This is a genomic window from Lysinibacillus sp. BPa_S21, from assembly GCF_023337795.1.
GTDB lineage: Bacteria > Bacillota > Bacilli > Bacillales_A > Planococcaceae > Lysinibacillus.
In genome coordinates this window covers 267,048-287,822 of the sequence record NZ_JALIRS010000004.1, presented here as the reverse complement: position 1 = coordinate 287,822, position 20,775 = coordinate 267,048, and the positions used below count along the sequence as shown (strand labels likewise).

Annotated in this window: 15 protein-coding genes; 5 read left to right on the top strand and 10 right to left on the bottom strand. The window is 35.5% G+C overall.

Going from position 1 to position 20,775, the window contains the following annotated elements:
* Positions 1 to 227 precede the first annotated feature (227 nt).
* Entirely contained in the window at positions 228 to 3,713 is a 3,486-nt protein-coding gene (locus MOK21_RS09790; protein WP_249073744.1) for a S8 family peptidase, read from the top strand.
* Between the two features lie 196 nt (positions 3,714 to 3,909).
* Here MOK21_RS09790 and MOK21_RS09785 read toward each other — a convergent pair whose 3' ends face one another.
* The gene (locus MOK21_RS09785; RefSeq protein ID WP_249073743.1) at positions 3,910 to 4,350 is read right to left on the bottom strand and encodes a GNAT family N-acetyltransferase; all 441 of its coding nucleotides are present in this window, start codon (positions 4,348 to 4,350) and stop codon (positions 3,910 to 3,912) included.
* Between the two features lie 113 nt (positions 4,351 to 4,463).
* Positions 4,464 to 5,561: a glycosyltransferase family 4 protein gene (locus MOK21_RS09780; RefSeq protein WP_249073742.1), complete on the bottom strand. Its 1,098-nt coding sequence runs from the start codon at positions 5,559 to 5,561 to the stop codon at positions 4,464 to 4,466.
* A gap of 269 nt (positions 5,562 to 5,830) precedes the next feature.
* On the opposite strand from MOK21_RS09780, the gene MOK21_RS09775 reads away from it, so the two are divergent.
* Genes MOK21_RS09775 through MOK21_RS09765 form a run of 3 tightly spaced genes read left to right on the top strand, consistent with a single transcriptional unit; the run spans position 5,831 to position 8,328 of the window.
* Positions 5,831 to 6,430 carry a glycosyltransferase family 2 protein gene (locus MOK21_RS09775; RefSeq protein ID WP_249073741.1) on the top strand — a complete coding sequence of 200 codons (600 nt, stop codon included), beginning with the start codon at positions 5,831 to 5,833 and terminating at the stop codon, positions 6,428 to 6,430.
* 21 nt (positions 6,431 to 6,451) lie between these two features.
* Positions 6,452 to 7,480: a polysaccharide biosynthesis protein gene (locus MOK21_RS09770; RefSeq protein WP_249073740.1), complete on the top strand. Its 1,029-nt coding sequence runs from the start codon at positions 6,452 to 6,454 to the stop codon at positions 7,478 to 7,480.
* A complete protein-coding gene (locus MOK21_RS09765; protein WP_249073739.1) occupies positions 7,477 to 8,328 on the top strand; it encodes an SDR family oxidoreductase in 852 nt (283 codons plus the stop codon). Before MOK21_RS09770 ends, MOK21_RS09765 begins: the two co-directional genes overlap by 4 nt.
* 310 nt (positions 8,329 to 8,638) lie before the next feature.
* Here the strand turns inward: MOK21_RS09765 and MOK21_RS09760 are convergent, their stop codons facing one another.
* The 7 genes from MOK21_RS09760 to MOK21_RS09730 all read right to left on the bottom strand — a co-directional run bounded on the left by MOK21_RS09760 (position 8,639) and on the right by MOK21_RS09730 (position 18,021).
* Positions 8,639 to 10,012, bottom strand: coding sequence for an MFS transporter (locus MOK21_RS09760; protein ID WP_249073738.1), 1,374 nt, complete (start codon positions 10,010 to 10,012; stop codon positions 8,639 to 8,641).
* Between the two features lie 64 nt (positions 10,013 to 10,076).
* On the bottom strand, positions 10,077 to 11,360 hold the full coding sequence (locus tag MOK21_RS09755; RefSeq protein ID WP_249073737.1) for a (Fe-S)-binding protein: 1,284 nt from the start codon (positions 11,358 to 11,360) through the stop codon (positions 10,077 to 10,079).
* Positions 11,353 to 12,765 carry an FAD-binding oxidoreductase gene (locus MOK21_RS09750; protein ID WP_249073736.1) on the bottom strand — a complete coding sequence of 471 codons (1,413 nt, stop codon included), beginning with the start codon at positions 12,763 to 12,765 and terminating at the stop codon, positions 11,353 to 11,355. The genes MOK21_RS09755 and MOK21_RS09750 overlap by 8 nt, the downstream gene beginning before the upstream one ends.
* Before the next feature lie 133 nt (positions 12,766 to 12,898).
* Positions 12,899 to 13,591, bottom strand: coding sequence for a FadR/GntR family transcriptional regulator (locus MOK21_RS09745; RefSeq protein WP_249073735.1), 693 nt, complete (start codon positions 13,589 to 13,591; stop codon positions 12,899 to 12,901).
* 472 nt (positions 13,592 to 14,063) lie between these two features.
* Positions 14,064 to 15,176 carry a DUF4261 domain-containing protein gene (locus MOK21_RS09740; RefSeq protein ID WP_249073734.1) on the bottom strand — a complete coding sequence of 371 codons (1,113 nt, stop codon included), beginning with the start codon at positions 15,174 to 15,176 and terminating at the stop codon, positions 14,064 to 14,066.
* A gap of 486 nt (positions 15,177 to 15,662) precedes the next feature.
* Positions 15,663 to 17,012, bottom strand: a complete 1,350-nt coding sequence (gene brnQ / locus MOK21_RS09735) for a branched-chain amino acid transport system II carrier protein (protein WP_249073733.1) — start codon at positions 17,010 to 17,012, stop codon at positions 15,663 to 15,665.
* A gap of 28 nt (positions 17,013 to 17,040) precedes the next feature.
* On the bottom strand, positions 17,041 to 18,021 hold the full coding sequence (locus MOK21_RS09730) for a proline racemase family protein (RefSeq protein ID WP_249073732.1): 981 nt from the start codon (positions 18,019 to 18,021) through the stop codon (positions 17,041 to 17,043).
* A gap of 338 nt (positions 18,022 to 18,359) precedes the next feature.
* Here MOK21_RS09730 and MOK21_RS09725 point away from each other — a divergent pair, with 338 nt between their 5' ends.
* The gene (locus MOK21_RS09725) at positions 18,360 to 19,334 is read left to right on the top strand and encodes a proline dehydrogenase family protein (RefSeq protein ID WP_249073731.1); all 975 of its coding nucleotides are present in this window, start codon (positions 18,360 to 18,362) and stop codon (positions 19,332 to 19,334) included.
* Positions 19,335 to 19,384: 50 nt separating this feature from the next.
* Here the strand turns inward: MOK21_RS09725 and MOK21_RS09720 are convergent, their stop codons facing one another.
* Positions 19,385 to 20,716: an AAA-type ATPase lid domain-containing protein gene (locus MOK21_RS09720; protein WP_249073730.1), complete on the bottom strand. Its 1,332-nt coding sequence runs from the start codon at positions 20,714 to 20,716 to the stop codon at positions 19,385 to 19,387.
* Positions 20,717 to 20,775: the final 59 nt, after the last annotated feature.

Below are 20,775 nucleotides of genomic sequence, written 5' to 3'. Positions count from 1 at the left end.
CCCCTACTCTCATCTCACAAATCAAGTAGGAATGGTTCCAGCAGACTATATATATTTATGTGCTGTTTTTAGTTCTAATCGTAATAGCACTTTTACAAAAATTTATTATGGAAAAATATAGAATGGTTCTTTTGGAAAAATATACGCTATTTACGAAACTTTTCTATTACTCATTCGTAATAGTATAGATGGCTCAAATAATGAACACACCCAAGGAGGAAAAACAGTTGAAGAATTGGAAAATGAAATCATTCGCTATAGTAGCTTCTGCAGCACTAATGGTTCCTGCTACTTCAGCCTTTGCCGAAACACCGCAAAAAACAGCAAAGAACCAAGAGTTAGTGAAATTAGCTAGTAACAAGGACCAAGCATTCAAGAATCAAAAGGAATGGATTAATAAAGATACTATTATCGTAAAACATTCCGGTCTTGATAAAAATGTGCACAAAAAAATTGGCTCAAAAGTGATTCGATCTATTCCTTCATTAGGTTACGATGTTATCCAACTTAACAAAGGAACAAGTTTAGAAAAAGCAGTTTCATATTATGCTAAACAAAAAGGGGTTAAAAGTGTATCTCCAAGCTATGTTTATCATTCCTTTGGCACACTAGAAGATCCGAAGAAAAAAGATATGTATCACTTAAACTTACTTCAAATTGATAAAGCACTAGAATTGGCAGGTAACAATGAGGTAAAAGTGGCAGTTATTGATTCTGGTGTGGATTTTAAACATCCAGATTTAAAATCTCAAGTACTTCCATCCTATAATGCAGCAGCCCCTGCCAATACTCCTATTCCTAGTGAGCACGGAACACATGTAGCAGGAATTATTGGTGCAGCAAAAGATAATGGCATCGGAGGACATGGGATTAATCCTAACGCTAAGCTTCTTCCAATTGATGTATTCAACGGAAAAGATGGTATATATGATTTCGACATTGCACAAGGAATCCTTTACGCGATCGAGCAAGGCGCTGATGTGATCAATATGAGCCTTGGTGGTTACGGAGAATCTCCTTTAATGCAGGAAGCAGTTCAAAAAGCAATTGAAAAAGGCGTTACCATTGTAGCAGCTGCGGGAAATGAATCGACAGATCAATACTCCTTCCCTGCTTCTTACGAAGGCGTTATTAGTGTAGGTTCTACGAATGATAGAAACAAACTATCAAGTTACTCTAACTTTGGTCCATCGGTTGATCTAGTAGCTCCAGGTGAAGAGATTTATAGTACAGTTCACGATCAGAAAGGATCATCCTATGTAAAATATAGTGGAACATCGATGGCATCTCCTGTTGTTGCTGGTGTAGCATCCCTATTAAAATCAAAACATCCGGATTTAAAACCTTATGAAATAGAAGCAATTCTAGAAATGACTGCAAAGGATTTAGGGGACAAGGGCTATGATCTTACTTACGGAAATGGCCTTGTAGATCCTGTGAAAGCATTACAGTTTAATATTAAAAATCTACCTAAACAGTATTCAGAAACAAAAGAAGAGCGTCTGAAAAACGCAAAAGTCCTTAAAAAGGATATATTTAATACTGAAAAAGGTGCATTTAAGCAACCTGACGAAATAAACTGGTACAAAGTTGATTTAGAAGCAGATGAGTACGCTCAACTGACATTAAAAGGTGCAAACAAATATGACTATGCATTTGATTTGTATTTCTACCCTGAAGGTAACAACGAAGAAGTAGAACCAATAAACATCAATGATGTTCGTGTAGGCAAGCAAGAAGGATACCTATATAAAGCAGATCAAAAAGGAACCCTTCTTATTGGCGTGAAGGATCATAATGGTAGCTATAGTTTAAAAGGCGAATCTAACTACACTTTCACAGCCCAAACGACTAATAAATTACCTATTGATTCATTAGATATGGATCATATGGATACTATTGAAAAATTCCCCTTCAGTACAGCTGGGAAAAACTATACCCTACTTTCTGAAGATCATCTAGGTGACAAAGATTATTTTACATTTTCAGTGAAAGAACCAACGACATTGAAATTTGATTTAACTGGTATTCCAGGTGTTACAGCATCTATGGAGCTATATCTAAAAGAAGATATGGTTAATGATGAAGTCGATGATGAAGAATTCGATGAGGCCTATCCAATCCGCACATCTTATGGCACGGATAAAGGCGAAGGAGTAAACTTAGTTGTCGATGCTGTGCCTGGTGAAGAGTATGTAATAAGTGTATCTAATACAAATAGTAGCACTTTTTCACTTGATATGTTCTTTAGCGGGGGTATTAATACCGAAGAAACTATTAGTGAATCAATCATTCCATACACATTAAAAGGTGAAGTGGTTACCCTTCCAAAAGATGAAGACGGCCTTTCATTTAATGGAGAAACGCAAGAAATCAATGTACAAAAGGATGTTTTACCTTTAACTGAATATAATACTAAAAAACGTAATCAACTAAATGATTTCATGAATATCTTCATGAATCCAGGTGCTATGGAATTACCGGAAAACGTGGACCAAATTATGGACCAAGCGATTCGTTTTGATATTGGTCAGGATCAAAAGGCATACTTCCAAACAGAAGATGATGAAGATTACTTCACATTTACAGCTAAAGAAGATGCGGTATACGGTTTCAAAATTCAAAAAGGTATGAACCAATCACCAGCTGGTACGATATTTGAATACGATGAGGAAACAAATGCATTAAACCCAGTTACTTCTTTAACGAATGACATGGGGATACTTGGTCTACTTTTTGGATCAACAAGTGATCCAAACGATGCGAAGACAGTTGCATTGAAAAAGGACAAAACTTACGTTGTAAAAGTAATGAATCTTGGTGACCGTTCCGCTGAGCCATATACACTTAAAACAAGTAAAATGGCCGCTGTTCCAGAGGAGGATAATCGAAATAATAATTCACCAATAGCTGCTAAAACAATTCGACCTGGTATCACTTACAAAGATCACCTTATCTATCAAGATGATACTGATTTCTACTATTATAAACAAAAGGGCAAAGATGAGGTAATGAGTCTTCTTGTTTCATCTGTACCATTTACGAAAGAACAGCTAGATCAATTACCTAAAGAACTTCAACATGACTTAAAGTTTTCAGGCTCTATTATAGAAGATACAAATGGTAATATGGAAATTGATCCAAAAGAAATGGCCACAGAAATTCCATTTGGACAAGGTGAGGACCTTCTTCAAATACTGCTTGGTCTTGGCGGGACAACAGATCTAAATACTTCTTTTAAAGCAAAAAAAGATCACGGTTACTTTATTGTTCTTAACGGCAGTAATGTTGGACAACTATCAATCCAACCATATAATTTAACTTTGGTTGATCATAAAAATGTAGATGAAGATGCAGATTCCAAGTTAGTTAACGGTATACCGACAAAACCAAACGCACTTAAGAAAAAAGACGGTAAATGGGTTGCGACTCAATATCTAAATGCTGGTGTTCCATTTGGAGATAAGGACTATTTTGTATTTACAAACGACAGCAAACGCAATGTATTCTTCTCTCTTCAAACAGAGAAAGCACTAGATGGTGTCATCCGTATTATTGATGCAAAAGGTAAAACAGTCGAAACGTTAGATCTTTACGGAGCAGGAGATGCTGAGGTAGGTACAGTCGAACTGGATAAAGGAACTTACTATATTGAAGTGAGTGAATATTACGGTAAAGCTAGTACTCAACCTTATACACTCGAAGTAAAATAAGACATCCTTGGACTGAAAATTAGTAGAAAAATAGAATTTTCGGTTGAAGAGAATGTAGAAAGACTGAGGCTGGGACAAAACTGGCCAAAACTTTAAAAAGCGCAAGAAATCAATTTTTGATTTCTCGCGCTTTTTTGATGTGAAATTTTTATCCTTTAGCTATAACGTTTAAATGACTACTTCTAGATCATCTTTTCTAGCTAAAATATTTAACATAGTTACTATATTGATCCTGCATCATTTCAAGCTTTTCATATAGCTTCCGCGCATTCACATTATCAGGTGCCGTTTGTAGTGTTACATAACGAGCATACTGCTGCTCACAATATTGAAATACCTTTTCCATTAATGCCTTCCCCACCCCTTGGCCTCTAGCATCTTCGGTTACATATAGATCATTCAATATATATGCGCGCTGCAGTGCAATGGACGAAAATGTTGGATATAATTGTGCAAATCCGATTGCTTTGTTCTTTTCCACAACTATAAAAATAATAGATTCTTGTAAGGCCATTCGTAGTTGTAAAAATGCCTTGGCACTGCTTACATCTGATTCAATCCCATAGAACTGGCGATATTCATCGAAAAGTATTGTTAGCTCCTCTAGTTCCTTCATTGTTGCCTGAAGTATTTCCATCTTATTCTCCCCTTGTGTCTGCCCTTGATTGTCAAAATATGAATCTAACTTTATTATAAAGAAAAAAGTAGAACAAAGGAAAGAATACCATCTTTTTCGAGCAAAAATACGCCTTAACTCGGTTTTCCCTCTAAATACATCGCCACTTTTTGCACAATCTGCTTCCAATTTAATTCCGCTCTTGCGAATGCTTGGAGGTGTTCGCAAGTATCAGCCAATAAAGCTTCCTGGTTTGTTACTTGCTGCAATGTCCGTCCAACACTTTGCCAATCATGTGTCGGATGTATTGTTCCGTAGCGTTGATGATGAGTAATATCTGAAGCCCCATCTACATCGGTCGTCACAATATAACAACCATTTTTCGCTGCTTCAGCAAAGACATGAGCATAGCATTCTACTAAGGAAGTTAGGCAAAAAATTTTAGCCTTTCTATATTCCTCCTCCAATCGCACCTTATCATAAATCGGTCCCAAAATTTTGACATTCGCTGCAAATGGACTTCCATCAAGTACGTTCAACAGCTCCTGTCTAAACGCCTCTGACATTGGACCTATTAAACGAAACTCCCAATCTGAAAGTTGTGCTGCTAAAAATGCTTTTACTGCTAATAGAATTTGTTTTTCAGGAGCATCCAAACGACCAACCGTTACGATTCTATTTTCTTTCTCTTTAAATGAAACAGGGACTGTTTGGAACATTTCATAAAAGCCGTTAGGAATATGTTTAATATCCAAATTCGAAAATTCATGAATTGCATTTTGAATGGATTCACATTCAGAGGATAATACATCACAAAGTTGGAGTAACTCCAAAAAATAAGGATACGTTTTTAATCGATTTAACCAAAACCGATTAACATCTAGTTTCATATAAATTTTTCCATTCGGGTTAAATTTTTTATACGTTTTTAATATCGATAAATACGATGGGTATGGCCCTATTGCAAATGCAATATCGATGTCCTTTGCATGCTCTATTAAATAGCTATTCATATTTGCAACATAGTCATCCTCAAACGGGATATGTTGAAATGTGACAGCAGGAAAGGTTTGTTTCAATAATTCTTCATTCATTTCAGTTGCTAAAATACTAACATCATAGCCTAAATATTCACCTAACAAAATAGGCACTAGGCACAAATCCTTGAAAAGATGTGCGTCGGAGAGCTTATACGATTCCACACTACATATGAAGGCTATCTTTTTTGACATAATATCCCCCTCTTTTAAATGAAACGTTTTATTAAATTATGATTTCTTGTTCAATAATGTGAAAAGATTAGTATAAGTACCATTAACACACTAGTAAAATTGCCTTTCTCTCTTATCAATAACTAACAAATGTCAGCAATTGCCTACAGAACAACTCTTTCAACGCATATAGTAATAATGAATCCTTTATGTCAATCAAAGTAACCGTATAGACTTTATAAAACTCCTGCTAAACACTTCTACTAATAATAAAAGAATCGAGGTTTTACATGAAAATTAGCTTTTTATCACCAGCCTACAATAGTGACGAGTGGATATTGACAATGTTAGAAAGTATTCCTAAAGAATACGCCTATGAAATTATCGTGTGCGATGATGGCTCTACCGACAATACATTAGCCATATTAAAGGACTATCAAAAAAACTGTCCTGCCTTAAAAATTATTACTCACCCAACTAATTTAGGTGCTAGTGTAGCCTATAATCGATGTATCGCAGAAGCTACTGGTGATTACGTAGCTATCATTGATAGTGATGATCACTACTTACCCGCTATTCGAAACGTCTTAGCTCAAGTAGATGGTCAGTTTGATATTTACTATTACAACATGTTAATAAAGGACGGCTATGCATTTATAAAGGATGAATCAAACCAATACACATTACCTGGACAATTTAAAATTATCCGAAGAAGTTTTATAGGTGATGCAACCTTTACTGTAAGGAAAGATATTGCCGGGGATTGGGATTTTAATTGTGCTTTAATGGATAAAAATCCGACAAGTAAATATACAAATGAATTGGCATACTGGTATAACTTCCCTAGGGAAAATTCTGAATACGATTTACATCGAAGAGGATTAAAATGATTCATTACTTGAGGTGTGACAATGTTTAAAGATAAAGTTCTTCTCATTACAGGGGGTACTGGCTCTTTTGGTAATGCAGTATTAAAGAGATTTTTGAATACAGACATTAAGGAAATACGCATCTTTTCAAGAGATGAGAAAAAGCAAGATGATATGCGTAAACTCTATCAACATCCGAAAATTAAATTTTATATTGGTGATGTACGTGACATTCAAAGCATTCACAATGTAATGTATGATGTCGATTTTGTTTTTCACGCTGCCGCTCTTAAGCAGGTCCCCTCTTGCGAATTTTTTCCAATAGAAGCCGTTAAGACGAACATTCTAGGTACTGATAATGTTTTAACTGCGGCTATTCAAGCAAGTGTTAAAAAAATTATTTGCCTATCTACTGATAAGGCTGCATATCCAGTAAATGCAATGGGCATTTCGAAGGCAATGATGGAAAAAACGTTTATTGCTAAGTCAAGAATGGTTAATCCAGATAAAACATTGATTTGCGGGACACGATACGGAAATGTCATGGCTTCACGAGGCTCTGTTATCCCTTTATTTATCGAACAAATTAAAGCTGGCAAGCCTTTAACGATTACAGATCCAAAAATGACACGCTTTATGATGAGTCTTGATGAGGCAGTAGAATTAGTTTTATATGCCTTCTCACACGCTGACAACGGGGACATTATGGTACAAAAATCCCCCTCTGCACATATCGAGGATTTAGCACAGGCTTTACTAGAAGTTTTTCAAGCTAAAAATAAGATACAAACAATCGGAACACGACATGGCGAAAAGATGTACGAAGTATTATTAACAAAAGAAGAAGCTGCAAAGGCCATTGATGTGGGGAATTTTTATAGAATCCCTGCAGATAACCGAGATTTAAATTATGGAAAATATCTTGATGAGGGCTCTCCTAAAATTACGTTAACCGACGAATACAACTCTACTAATACGAAAATACTGTCCGTCGCTGAAATAAAAGAAAAATTATTAAAGCTTCCTCTCATTCAAGAAGAATTACAAAATTGGACAGGAGGAAAACCTTGAAATTTTTAGTACTTGGAGCTACTGGAATGGCAGGCCACACAATTTCACTCTATTTGTACGCCCAAGGACATGAGGTAACAACCTATTCACGAACTGCCTTTTCATGCGGCAATAATATTACGGGAGATATTACAGAAACAAGTTTTTTAAAGGCACTTTTATTCGATCACGAATATGATGCTGTAGTCAATTGCATCGGTGTGTTAAATGACGCTTGTGAAACGGACCGCGAAAAAAGCGTATATCTCAATAGTTATTTGCCTCACGCCATAGAAACTTTATTAAAAAACAGTAACACCAAGCTTATTCATTTGAGTACAGATTGTGTATTCTCAGGAAAAGCAGCCCCCTATCATGAAAAAAGCCTTCGCGACGGGGAAACCTTTTACGATCGTTCGAAGGGACTAGGAGAAATCGAAAGCCCACAACATCTGACATTTCGTAACTCTATCATCGGCCCTGATCTGAAGGAGGATGGCATTGGCCTTTTTAATTGGTTTATGAAGCAGCACGATACTATTCACGGCTATACCGGTGCAATATGGACCGGGGTTACGACCCTAACGTTAGCAAAAGCAATTGAACGTGCAGCAATTGAAGGAACAACTGGCCTCTACCACCTCGTCAACAATAGCAGTATTTCAAAATTTGAGCTGCTGAAATTATTCAATACGCATTTCAAGGAAAATAAAGTAACAATCCAACCATATCCCCTCGTAAACATTGATAAAACACTAGTCAACACTCGAAAAGACTTTTCATTTACTGTTCCTAGCTATGAAGACATGATCCTTGAGATGAAAAACTGGATATGGCAACATAAAGATTTATACCCCCATTATTTTTAAATGGAGGTTCAAGTTGCTAAAGAGAAAGTACGGAGACCATGCAGAATGGCCACGAGCTATAGAAAGAACGTATAGTCAGTCATACCTTGATTAACTAAATCATAGCACCGTCATTTAATTCAAGTGGAGCACCGTCTTTTTTGAAAATAGCTGAAATTCGGTTGTACGTCAAAAGTGGCAAAATCGCATTAAAACGACGGAAATTTCCATTTCTATTTCTATTGAACTCTTTAGTAGGATGAAGAAAGACTAAAAAAACAGCTTGTTGGATTTTAATAATCACAAGCTGTTTTAATAATTTAATAGTTATTTATGAGAAAATATTAACACTATCTTCTTTTACATTCCTTTTAACTTTTTCTGTTTCTTTTACTTTATTTTTATCCCCTTTTTTCTCAACGTCTTTTAAGAAAATAATCATGATAGAACTAATTAATAATAATGTACTTAAAAAATATAATCCGACCGTCGTTGTATTAAATGTATCTTTTAAATACCCCATCATATATGGTCCAACAAAACCACCTAAGTTACCAAATGAGTTAATCATGGCAATACTTACCGCAAGTAAAGACGGCGCCAATAACAACTGTGGATAAGTCCAGAATGGTCCTTTGAAACTATACATTCCTGTTAAAGCAAATGTAATCAATACCATAGATAAAACAGGATATGCACTAAATACCCCTGCACCAGCTAGCGTAATAGCAGCAATCAATAAAGGGAAAGCAGAGTGGAACTTTCTTTCTTTCGTACGATCTGAGTTACGTGACCATAAAATCATCACAATTGTCGCTACGATATAAGGCACCATAGCAATAAATCCAACTTGTGTATTTGATAAGTCATCTGAGAATCCTTTAATAATTTGCGGCATCCAATAACCTACGCCCAAACTTCCTGTCAAATAAACAAAGTAAATAATTGATAAATACCATACACGCCAATTTTTAAATGCTGCAAAATGACCATCTTGTTTTACAGCTTTACTTTGCTTTACATTTTTCTCATTTTCAATTGTCTTCGTTAACCAAAGCTTTTCATCATCATTTAACCATTTTGCATCCATTGGCTTGTCTGTTAATAATTTAAATGCAATAAATCCACAAAGAATAGCTGGAAATGCCTCTAAAATAAACATCCAACGCCATCCTTCAAAACCTAAGAAATAGAAATTATCCATAATAAGAGTTGATAGCGGTGCTCCTATGATATATGAAACTGGAATGGCCACTGAGAAAATAGCAATGGCAGAGGCTTGTTCCTTACCTCTGAACCAATAGGTTAGATACAAAATAATTCCAGGGAAAAATCCCGCTTCTGCAACCCCTAGCAAGAATCGAATAATATATAATTGCACTTCAGTTTGTGCAAAAGCCGTACAGCCCGAAATGATACCCCATGTAATCAAAATACGCGCAATCCAAATACGTGCGCCAAACTTCTCCATTAAAATATTACTTGGAATTTCAAATACAAAATATCCTATGAAGAAAATTCCTGTTGCTAAACCGAAAACCTGGCTTGTTAAACCTAAATCTGCATTCATTTCTAAAGCAGCATAACCTATATTTGCCCGGTCTAAGTATGCTAAAATGTAACATAAAATCAAGAACGGCAAAATACGTATAGATACTTTTTTCATTAATTTACGCTCGTCAACTTGTGGTAAATTATTTTCCATAAACTATATCCCCCACTTACCTATTTTCTATATTTAAGCCCCTTTGTGAGAAGCAAAATACCAATTATATATGGATATCACATGCATCAGCTAGAACTTCTACTAGATGATAAACTTCTACTTTGTCATTCATTTTTTCACGTTCAATACCAAGCTTCATTTGCAAATGACAGCCCGGATTCGATGTAATAATCCATGCTTTTTCTTGATGTAGTGTATTTTTTACATGAAGCATCTTTTTATCTAAAATCGCCATTGATGCTTCATAATTTATAAAATTATAAATTCCAGCTGAGCCACAGCACATATCTTTTTCAAGTAATGGTACATATGAAATACCCGGAATTTTCTGAATTAATTCAACAGGCGGTGTAACACATTTTTGAACATTTGTCATATGACATGAAGGTTGATAGGTGACAAGCTGCGAAAACGATTTTTCAAATGGTAATTCTACTTGATTTAAAAGGACACTTATATCGACAACTTTTTCAGCAAAGGCCTTTGCACGTTCTGCCCATTTACTATCATTTTTCAATAAAACATCATATTCAATGAGCATTGCTCCACAACCACCAATACTATTAACTATATAATCAAATTGATATTTTTCAAAAATTTCAATATTATGCTTCGCTAACTGTATGGTTAAATCATGTTCACCGCTATGATTATGCAATGCTCCACAACAACCTTGCTTTGGAACTACACTTACATCACAATGAGCCATCTGCAATAATTTAATACTTAACGTATTAATTTTTTTAAACATCGTATCCATTACACAACCTGTAAAAAATCCTACATTAAACTTTTTAATTTGCTTAGATTCATAAAATGATTGTCTTTTGTGACGTTCTACTTCTGGTAATATGTTTTCAAACGCTTTCATTTTTTCTGGAAATACATTCAATATATTTGATTTACGAACTACTTTTTGTACTCCTGTTTTTTGATAAAGACTTAACCCGACTTCGCCAATTTTTAGTATTTTTTTATTTGGAATGATATGTTCAAACAACATATACTTAATAAGTTTTTGACGTTTTTTCATTCTCTCTTCATTATAAGTCACTAAACTTGCAACAGCCGATTCTAAGATCGTGCCATATGGAACATTGGAAGGACACGCTGTTTCACAAGCCCTACACCCAAGACAAAGCTCAATACCTTGTTCCATATCTTCATAAGAAATTTTCCCTTCAGCAGCCATTTTCACTAAATTAATACGGCCACGTGGTGAGTGTTTCTCTTTTTTAAAGGTAATATAAGTTGGACAAGCAGGTAGACAATAGCCGCATTGTACACAGCTAAGCGTTTCTTTATAAGCAAGTTCTTGTTTAACCATTTGTTAACGAAAATTTTTGCCCTTTTTCAGCAAAAATCTTTCCTGGATTTAAAATATTATTTGGATCCCATGCTTGTTTAATTCGTTTCATCATATCTACCCCTACCTCACCTAGTTCCATTTCTAAAAATGGTGCCTTTAATGTACCTATTCCATGCTCACCAGAAAGTGTTCCACCAAGTTCGATGGCTGCTTCAAAAATTTCTGTTACCGCTTTTTCTACCCGTTTCATTTCCTCCAAATCATTTGCATCTGCAATAATATTTGGATGTAAATTCCCATCACCAGCATGACCGAAAATAACTAGCTCAACGTCGTATTTTTGACGAATTTCTTTTAATCGCGTAAACATCTCTGGAATTTTACTTCTCGGAACCGTTGCATCTTCTGAAATTTTTGTCGGTTTATTACGAACAATTGCTGGTGACACTAGCTTACGTGCCTTCCATAAAGCAAGAGCTTGCTCTTCTGTGTTAGCAATTTCTACTTTTCGAGCGTTATACTTTGTACATACTTTTCTAACAACTTCAATTTCTTGTTCAATTGCTACTGGATGCCCATCTAGTTCTATTAAAATCATAGCCTCTACATCTATTGGTAGCCCTGTCGGTTGATATTCTTCAACAGCTTGAATAGACGCTTGATCCATAATTTCTAATTTAGCAGGTATAATGCCTGCACTTAAAATATTAGAAATACTATGCCCAGAATCTATCAAATTGTCAAATAATGCCATTAATGTAACTGTGGCCTGTGGTTTCGGATAAAGTCGTAGCGTTGCTTCTGTTATGACAGCAAGTGTACCTTCTGATCCAACAATCAAATTCGTCACATCGTAACCGGTTACATTTTTAATCGTTTTTCCACCTGTACGCATTACATTTCCCTCAGGCGTTACGACTTCTAAGCCTACTACATAGTCTTTCGTCACTCCATACTTCAACCCTTTAGGTCCTCCGGAATTTTCCGCAAGATTACCACCAATCGTAGCAATATTCATACTACTTGGATCTGGTGGATAAATTAAGCCATGTTTGAGTGCGGCATCATTAATTTGCTTCGCTGTAACACCTGGTGAAACTACCACAAGCATATCCTCTGGAAAAACTTCTAATTTCGATATCCATTGAGAACAATCTAAAACAATACCGCCTTGTACAGGTAAAGGTCCACCACTCAAACTCGTTGATTGCCCTCTTGGATACACTGGCACTTTATAATGATTCGCTATTTTCATAATATTTACTACTTCATCAGTTGTTAAAGCTTGTACAGCGATATCAGGCATATACGAACCAAAAGAGGCATCATATGAATAACTTACTAAATCTGCTGGATCTCTCATAACTCGTTCTGCGTCTAAAATAACTTTTCTAATTTCACTTTCTACTTTCTGTAGCTCCATTTAATTCCTCTCTCTTCTATTAGTAATATGAGCTCTTTTCAATTAAGCCTGAAAACTAATCACTTCATGAAAGCCGTAAAGGACTTCAAAAATAATTTTTTGTTTACATTTATAAAACACATTCAATACTGTGTTATTTCAAGGATTCCAATTTATTACGGGCATTTGTTAAATGTAAAATCATCGCACTACTTGCCGCGCGTGCATCTTTTCTCTCAATTGCTTCTACAATTTTTCTATGCTCTTCTAATACTTCATTACGCTTTTTTTCTAACCCTAAGTTTTTTGATAAAGAAAATTGTAGCGCCTTTATATACAGTTCTGAGAGATTATTTTGTGTATCTATAAAAAATTGATTGTGAGAAGCTTGCATAATTAATTTATGAAAAGCAAAATCAATTTGTTGCCCCGTCTCATAATCACATTTATAAACCTCTTCAAATTGTTGAACTGCTTCTTTTAAAGCTTCTACTTCTTCTTCTGTACGACGTTCAGCTGCCAAACTTGCTGCACTGGACTCAATATGTATACGAAACTCTAATAAATCAAGAATTTCCTCTAAAGAAATGACTTCAAAGCGAATTGGCTCTAACATATCTGATAAATTGACCGAATTAATACGACTTCTCCCACCCTGTTTACCGGAAATGATACCAGATACCTCCAGAACCTTTAAAGCTTCTCGAATAGGTGCCCTACTTACACCAAAATGTGTAACTAAATCATGTTCACTTGGCATTAAAGACCCGACAGATAATTCATCATTTTTTATCATTTCTAATAATTCTTCCAACACCTGATTTGAAATACTTTTACGTTCAATCATCATATAACCCTCTTTCTAATACATCGATACACTCGAGTTGTTAACTTGTAATACAAGTATACAAATTATTACCTTATTTTTCTACATCTTTTTATGAATTTTCTTAATTTTTTTACTTCACTTTTAATGACAAAGGATTCACTTCGGCTAATTGTATGCGAATAGTTACACTTAACATTTTTGCAGCATTGTGAAAAAACAAACTAGAAGTCTGTAGAAACAATTTCATTTTTCTATCCTTTTTAACGTGTTTCAAAAAGGAAAAAGCACTTCAAACCCTTGTTACCAAAGATTTGAGGTGCTTTTCAATTGTTTTAAACGTTTTCGCTGGGACATTGGCATTACTCGGATTGTTGAAGTTTAGGTGTATAATTCACGGACATACAATATGTATGTATTCAAATGCCTCGTACAAAATATTTTTGATATTGCAGCAAAAAAAACACCTGCTACGGTGTCTTTTGGCACGAGACTAATAGTTGATTTTGAGCGTATCCCCATCGACATAAACTCCCTTGGAACGGGAAATCGGCAACTTTTGCTCTGCTGAAAAGCCGATCGTTTCTCCATCCCTTAAAGTGACGTTCTCTTCTACTATATATCCAGAAATAGCAATCAAAAAATCACGCAGCTCGGCAGGAGATGCTTGGCTGTCCAAGATTTCAATTTCATCCTTGCCAAAGGCTTTTAGCCCATAAGTATATCCATCTACCCCGGTTTCCGTTCCGACCAGGCCGAAATAAACCAGATTCAGTAAAGGAAACATGTCGTCATTCTTCATGACTTCAGCCATATCTAGAAAAAGTTCAGGCTGATATACGGTGCCGCCTGTATAGATCCCTATTGCATTAGGAAGCTTCAAACAACTAGCCGCCAGCTTAGTGTAAAGCTTGCCACTGTCCAGCGGAGAGCCCGAGCGAGTAATTGCCGCCAGAATGATTTGAGCTACATGCGTTTGAGTAACCTCCACGGCTTCCTTCCATATGTAGTTTCCCTGTGCATAATGCTCAGCTTCACCATCTGGGACGGGAGCATCGACAAAACTAACCGCTAACATGCAGTCGTCCACTTCAAAGACTAAAGTGCCTTCCTTATCCTCATCCTCTGCCGACGAGCAGGAGATGTTCCAATCACTCAAAAGATTGGCCTTGATCTGATCAATGTCACATTCTCCAGTGTTAAGCAGAACAAACCCATTAAAAATACCAGATCCATCGTCTTGGGTTTCCGTCTCGTCCTCCATAGATTGCGTAGCTTCATAATCTGCAGCCTGTTGCATCCAGTATTCTCGGATCATTTCTACCATCTTTACAGCTTCTTGCTCTGCGGTCGCAGGGTCATATGGTTGCATTTCGCTAAATATATGGCCGCAATGCTCGGTGTCAGACGGGTCCTCATAGCCCCCACATACGCCAAGGAGCCATTTTCCGAGCATTGTTTGTTTATACTTGAATATGTAATAGTGCATATCATATAAATCAAACTCTCCTGCAATTTCTATTTTCCTCGGTTGTTGCCCAAGTTCGCGTTCATCTGCAAGCCAATCAATCATAGATTGCATTGCTGCTTGTTGTTGAGCCGTCATTAATTTCTCCCCTTTATGAATGTATGATTCTACAATTATACTACCAACTTTTAGGAAGATGAATAATGCATCGATAATTTCCCTAAAAATTAGTAGATTACTTCTATTTTTGTTTCTCTTCCATCCGGGGCTTTGGGCCGACTAATGTCTTTTATGCGAAAGCGAAGCGGCAGCAACAACAGTACGATGTTAAATTCTTAGCCTGCGTTTCCCCTCTAAAAGGGAGCTTAAATCAAATCTATAGTTCTTGACATTGAAGTAAAGCTCTAGTTAGTTAAATAGGTATTATTCATTACGTTTAATTAGTTTAGTTTTAGTGAAAACACCTGCAACGATTGTGACATTCTACCAAACGATATAAGAAGATGAAAAACAATTAAAGAACCTGTTCCTTCTAAACGATTCCAATTAAAAATGTGCCTTTTTAAGTAAAAAGGCACATTCAACAACTTTTTAAATGCAATTATTATAATACTATCGTTTCACTTAATTGGATACACTATTACTACTTTGTACAACATTTTTATTGCTAAAAAGATAGCCAATAATAGCACCTAACAGACCTGTAATAAGCCAACCTGCACCTGATGTGAATAATGGAATAAAGGCAAATGTAGAGTTAATTTGTTCTACCAAAATATTAGCATCCTTTAATGCATCTAATACTGCTATAAAAGCAGTACCTATCATCGTTCCTACATATACGCTTTGTGCTCCCCCAAACCATTTCTCTGTAAAAATAAGGATGATTAAAGTAATAGCAATTGGATATAAAAGCATTAATACTGGTGAAGCCATCGATAAAATCTTTGTTAAACCAAAGTTTGTAAATACAACACCTAGTAAGGAGAAAATAATTAACCACTTTTTATATGAAATACTTGGCATAATGCGGCCAAAATATTCAGCAGTGGCAGCTAAACAAGCGACGTTTGTTGTAATTCCTGTTAAGAAAATTACGATTCCAATTAAATAAATTCCGATTTGACCAAATAAAGTTTTCGCCGCTAAGGCTATAAGCTCTCCTCCATTTGATACATAACCAACAGAACCTACACTCGAAACGCCAATCCAAGCCATAGATACCTGTAAAGCAACTAAACCAACAACCGTAATAATCCCTGCTTGAAAAAATACTTTGGAAACGTCTTTTTGTGTCTTCAAATTCAACGATTCAATTGATTTAATAAAAATTCCACCAAAAACGAAGGCAGCAAGTACATCCATTGTGTAATAGCCTTGTGTAAAGCCCTTTAAAAAAGCAGCCATCGTTGTTTCATAGCCAGCCGACTCTACAGGTGCTTGTGCAGAACCCATTGGTGTAATAATTGACTTTGTCACAATAATAACTAAAAGCACTGTAAAAATAGGTGTCGCAATTTTCCCTAAACGTTCGACAAGCTTAGATGTTTCCCAAGATAAATAAATTGTCAAAGCGATAAAAGCAACTGAAAAAAGGAGTAAAAATAATGTATGGTTCGCATCACTTGGGAACAATTGTTTTAATGCAATTTCATATACAACCGATGTTGTACGTGGAATCACATAGAACGGTCCTAATGCAAGGAATAGTAAAATAGAAAAAGCCACTGCAAACTTTGGCGAAACGCGATTCGCTAAACTTTCTACTGTACCGCCACCTTTATTTAATGCAACGATTGCTAAAAGAACTAAGCCCACCCCTGTAATTAAGAAGCCTGCCATTGCAATTGGCGTATTGTTTCCTGCCTGCTGCCCTACAATCGGTGCAAAGATAACATTTCCTGCACCTAAAAACATAGCAAACAACATGAATCCAATGACTAGAATTTGAACAAAGGATACCTTATTACTCATATAACCGCCCCTTTTCCTGTTATTTTATTTAAACAACAAAACCTTCTGGATAAATATCTTTATTTTGAAGTATGAATTTATGCTCCCCAGTAATCCAAGCTGCACCGCGAATAGCTGGAATGATTGCCTCATAATCTCCCACATTCGTTTTGCCTAAAATTCTGCCTGTAAACTGTGAACCAATAATACTTTCTTGAATAATCGTATCTCCTTCTTCCAATGAAAGCGTTGCCATTTTTGCGCATGTACCTGTTCCACAAGGAGAGCGGTCAATTTGTTCATTCCCAAAGACAACAACATTTTTATAGTGGCTATTTGTAATTTTTTCTGAAATCTCTACTAAGTCAACGGACTTGATGGCGTCAATCGACGGATGTTGAATATCGATGTTAGCATTGACATAATCCCTTATTTTTTTGGCGTACTTTAATATTTCTTGTTTATTTTGTAAATCTATTACTATCTTTAACTCGCTTGCATTTACTATAGCGAAAAAACTTCCTCCGAAAGCAATATCAAGCTGAACTGTACCTAGCTCATTCAAATCAATTTTTAAATCCTTATGTAGTACAAAGGCAGGTACATTTTTAAATTCAACTGCTTCAACTTCATCACCGTTATAATAAACAGAGCATTCCACAATACCTGATGGTGTATCCACTAATACTTTATCTTTCTTTTCAATAAGCCCTTTATTAATACACATAGTGACTGTACCAATAGTTCCATGCCCGCACATATTCAAATAAGCACCACTATCCATGAAAATAACGCCAATATCACACTGTTGATTAATAGGCTCAACTAGAATAGATCCAAACATATCTTTGTGCCCACGAGGTTCATTCATTAGTAACATTCGTAAATGATCATAATTTTCCTTTACGAAATTTTTCTTTTCCATCATTGTTTTGCCAACAATTTTTGGAAACCCATCCACAACAATACGTGTTGCCTCCCCTACAGTATGTGTATCAATTGTTTTGATTTCATACTTATAACTACTCATATAATTCCCTCCCCAAAAATCAAAAAATATTTTAAAAAAATAATAAAATATACAAAATAGTAAATTTAGGAAATTCTATTTTAAAAATTATTCACCCCTTTTAGAATTTTCTAATAAATCTATACATCACAACATAAAGCATAATCACTCGTTTGAAAAGTTTTTTTTCGTCAAAAAATTATTTTTTACTTATTTTCAAGTCTGTAGAAATTCAATAAACACAATAACCCACGACCCGAAAACACTCTGTAAAATAATTTTTTGAAATTTTACAGTTTTCTTTTTTTAGTGTTATAATCGCCAAGAAATTTAAATTCATTGTTTTAGGAGGATTTTATATGGCATTACGTGACTTTTTTATTTACTTATCAGAGAACCAAATGCTTAATGGTGCAGCTCAAAGATATGGTTTACGAATGGGCGCACAAAGCGTTGTAGCAGGCACAACAATTCCAGAGGTCGTTCAAACAATTAAAGAATTAAACAAAGCAAACATTTCTTGTACAGTAGATAATCTTGGCGAATTTGTCTTTGAGAAACCTGCAGCAACAGCAGCGAAACAAAATATTTTAGCCGTGATACAAGCTATCCATGATGAACAATTGGATGCACATATTTCCCTTAAGCCTTCACAGCTAGGTCAAGATATTGATATCGATTTTTGCTATGAAAATTTAAGAGAAATCTTGGCACTTGCACATAAGTACGATATATTTGTAAATTTCGATATGGAAAACTATGCACGCCTTCATAGCTCATTTGACTTACTAGAAAAGCTACACCAAGAGTACGATAATGTGGGTACGGTTATTCAAGCTTACTTCTTTGAGTCAGAGGAAAATATTGAGAAATACAAAAACTTCCGTCTCCGAATCGTAAAAGGGGCTTACAAGGAAGATGATCGAGTTGCTTATCAATCAAAAGATGATATTGACCGCAATTATTTAAAACTAATCGAGCAACATTTGCTAAACGGTAAGTTCACATCCATTGCAACACATGACCACCATGTAATAAATCATGTGAAGAAATTTGTTAAAAAGCATAATATTCCGAATGATAAGTTTGAATTCCAAATGTTGTATGGCTTCCGAAAAGATATGCAATATGAATTAGCGAAAGAAGGCTATAACTTCTGTACATATTTACCTTTCGGTAGTGATTGGTACGGTTATTTCATGAGACGTCTAGCAGAACGCCCTCAAAATCTAACACTTGTCACAAAACAAGTATTTACTAAAAAAACAAATACAGTAATTGGTCTAGGTGTTACAGCCTTTGCCCTTGGTCGTCTATCTAAAAAGGTCAAATAATTCAACACTTAAACTCTTCTACACTTAAACTCAATGAAAAAGCGAAAACATCATGAATTAATGTTTTCGCTCTTTTTATTGAGTTTATAGTTTTTCACACGATACTGTAAACTTTGTCGCCGTATACCTAATGTAGCCGCAGTTTTTGAGATATTGCCTTGGTGAAAATCTAATGCTTTTGAAATATAATACTCTTCCACCTCTTTCATATAGACATCAAGTGGTCGAATATCATTTGGATTTTTAATAATAAATAAATCCGCATTCTCTTCCACCCCATCATAAATCTGCTGGATTTTCCACCTAAAGTAAGCTGGTAGCATATGTAAATCCACTACAGTTTCATTAGTCAAAAGGGAGGAAATTTCATCAAGTAACACTTCTAACTCCTTTAAATTTCCAGGCCAATCATATTTCAAAAAAATCTCTTTGACTTCTTCCGATAACCCCTGAATGGATGAGCCAAAGCTATCACGATGGCGATGGAAGTAATCATCAATAAACGGCATGATATCTTCTTTTCTCTCTCGTAATGGGGGTACATAAATCGTAATCCCTGAAAACAATCGATATAACTCCCTAGATAACATTTGTTCTTGAATTAAATCAATCGGGTCTTTGCCCACACTAGCAATCAGCATATGCTGATGATGCGAATGGTTGTTAAACAATTCTACAATTTTTTGTTGCGCAGCTAAAGATAGATACTCAATCCGTTCTGCGAAGAACGTAATACTTTCTTTTCCAGCAATGTTTTTTTCAAACTGCTTTAAAATGGTGTTTTCATCTCTGCGGCAAATTAATGTAATAAACAAATCGTTTTGCACTCTTAAATCATGATGAATGCCCTCAGCAATCATATCAATTCCGGTACCCGACTCCCCTATTAACACAGCAGGCATCCGACTCAATGCCACAATTTTTGCTTTTTCAATAACATCTCGCATCACTTCTGATACTGCGGTAATAATTTCAAAAGTCAGCGGAGCACCATATCTTCTTAATGGCTGGTACATCATATATTCAAGCTGTGTAATATCTCGTGCAAATTCGACAGCTCCTATTAAAGCTCCTTCATAGTGCAATGGATAAATATTACTAATATAGGTGACTTCTTGATTTTTTTTATTCCAATACGTTTTTTTTACATTAGGTATTGGCGATTCAGAGCTTAAAACTTTATAAATATCACGTTTCTCTGATTCAAAATCAATAATTTCGTATGCTCGTCTCTTCTCAAATTCGTCTTCATCCACGCCTTCTAATTCTCGCATTTTTTTATTATAGATGAGCAATTTTCCCTCTGTATCCACAACACAAATGCCCATATCCCCTTTTTCAATAACGTATTTATAAATATTTAATAAAATATGATTTTCCATCTTGTCCTCCTATATACGCCTATCCCTCCCAATATTTTAACATTTTGCATGAATGGTAG

Bases quoted from the DNA above. Each gene is read 5' to 3' on its own strand.
- MOK21_RS09720 (WP_249073730.1), bottom strand. From the start codon at position 20,716: ATGGAAAATCATATTTTATTAAATATTTATAAATACGTTATTGAAAAA.
- MOK21_RS09725 (WP_249073731.1), top strand. From the start codon at position 18,360: ATGGCATTACGTGACTTTTTTATTTACTTATCAGAGAACCAAATGCTT.
- MOK21_RS09785 (WP_249073743.1), bottom strand. From the start codon at position 4,350: ATGGAAATACTTCAGGCAACAATGAAGGAACTAGAGGAGCTAACAATA.
- MOK21_RS09780 (WP_249073742.1), bottom strand. From the start codon at position 5,561: ATGTCAAAAAAGATAGCCTTCATATGTAGTGTGGAATCGTATAAGCTC.
- MOK21_RS09740 (WP_249073734.1), bottom strand. From the start codon at position 15,176: ATGACGGCTCAACAACAAGCAGCAATGCAATCTATGATTGATTGGCTT.
- MOK21_RS09775 (WP_249073741.1), top strand. From the start codon at position 5,831: ATGAAAATTAGCTTTTTATCACCAGCCTACAATAGTGACGAGTGGATA.
- MOK21_RS09745 (WP_249073735.1), bottom strand. From the start codon at position 13,591: ATGATTGAACGTAAAAGTATTTCAAATCAGGTGTTGGAAGAATTATTA.
- MOK21_RS09760 (WP_249073738.1), bottom strand. From the start codon at position 10,012: ATGGAAAATAATTTACCACAAGTTGACGAGCGTAAATTAATGAAAAAA.
- MOK21_RS09730 (WP_249073732.1), bottom strand. From the start codon at position 18,021: ATGAGTAGTTATAAGTATGAAATCAAAACAATTGATACACATACTGTA.
- brnQ (WP_249073733.1), bottom strand. From the start codon at position 17,012: ATGAGTAATAAGGTATCCTTTGTTCAAATTCTAGTCATTGGATTCATG.
- MOK21_RS09755 (WP_249073737.1), bottom strand. From the start codon at position 11,360: ATGGTTAAACAAGAACTTGCTTATAAAGAAACGCTTAGCTGTGTACAA.
- MOK21_RS09750 (WP_249073736.1), bottom strand. From the start codon at position 12,765: ATGGAGCTACAGAAAGTAGAAAGTGAAATTAGAAAAGTTATTTTAGAC.
- MOK21_RS09770 (WP_249073740.1), top strand. From the start codon at position 6,452: ATGTTTAAAGATAAAGTTCTTCTCATTACAGGGGGTACTGGCTCTTTT.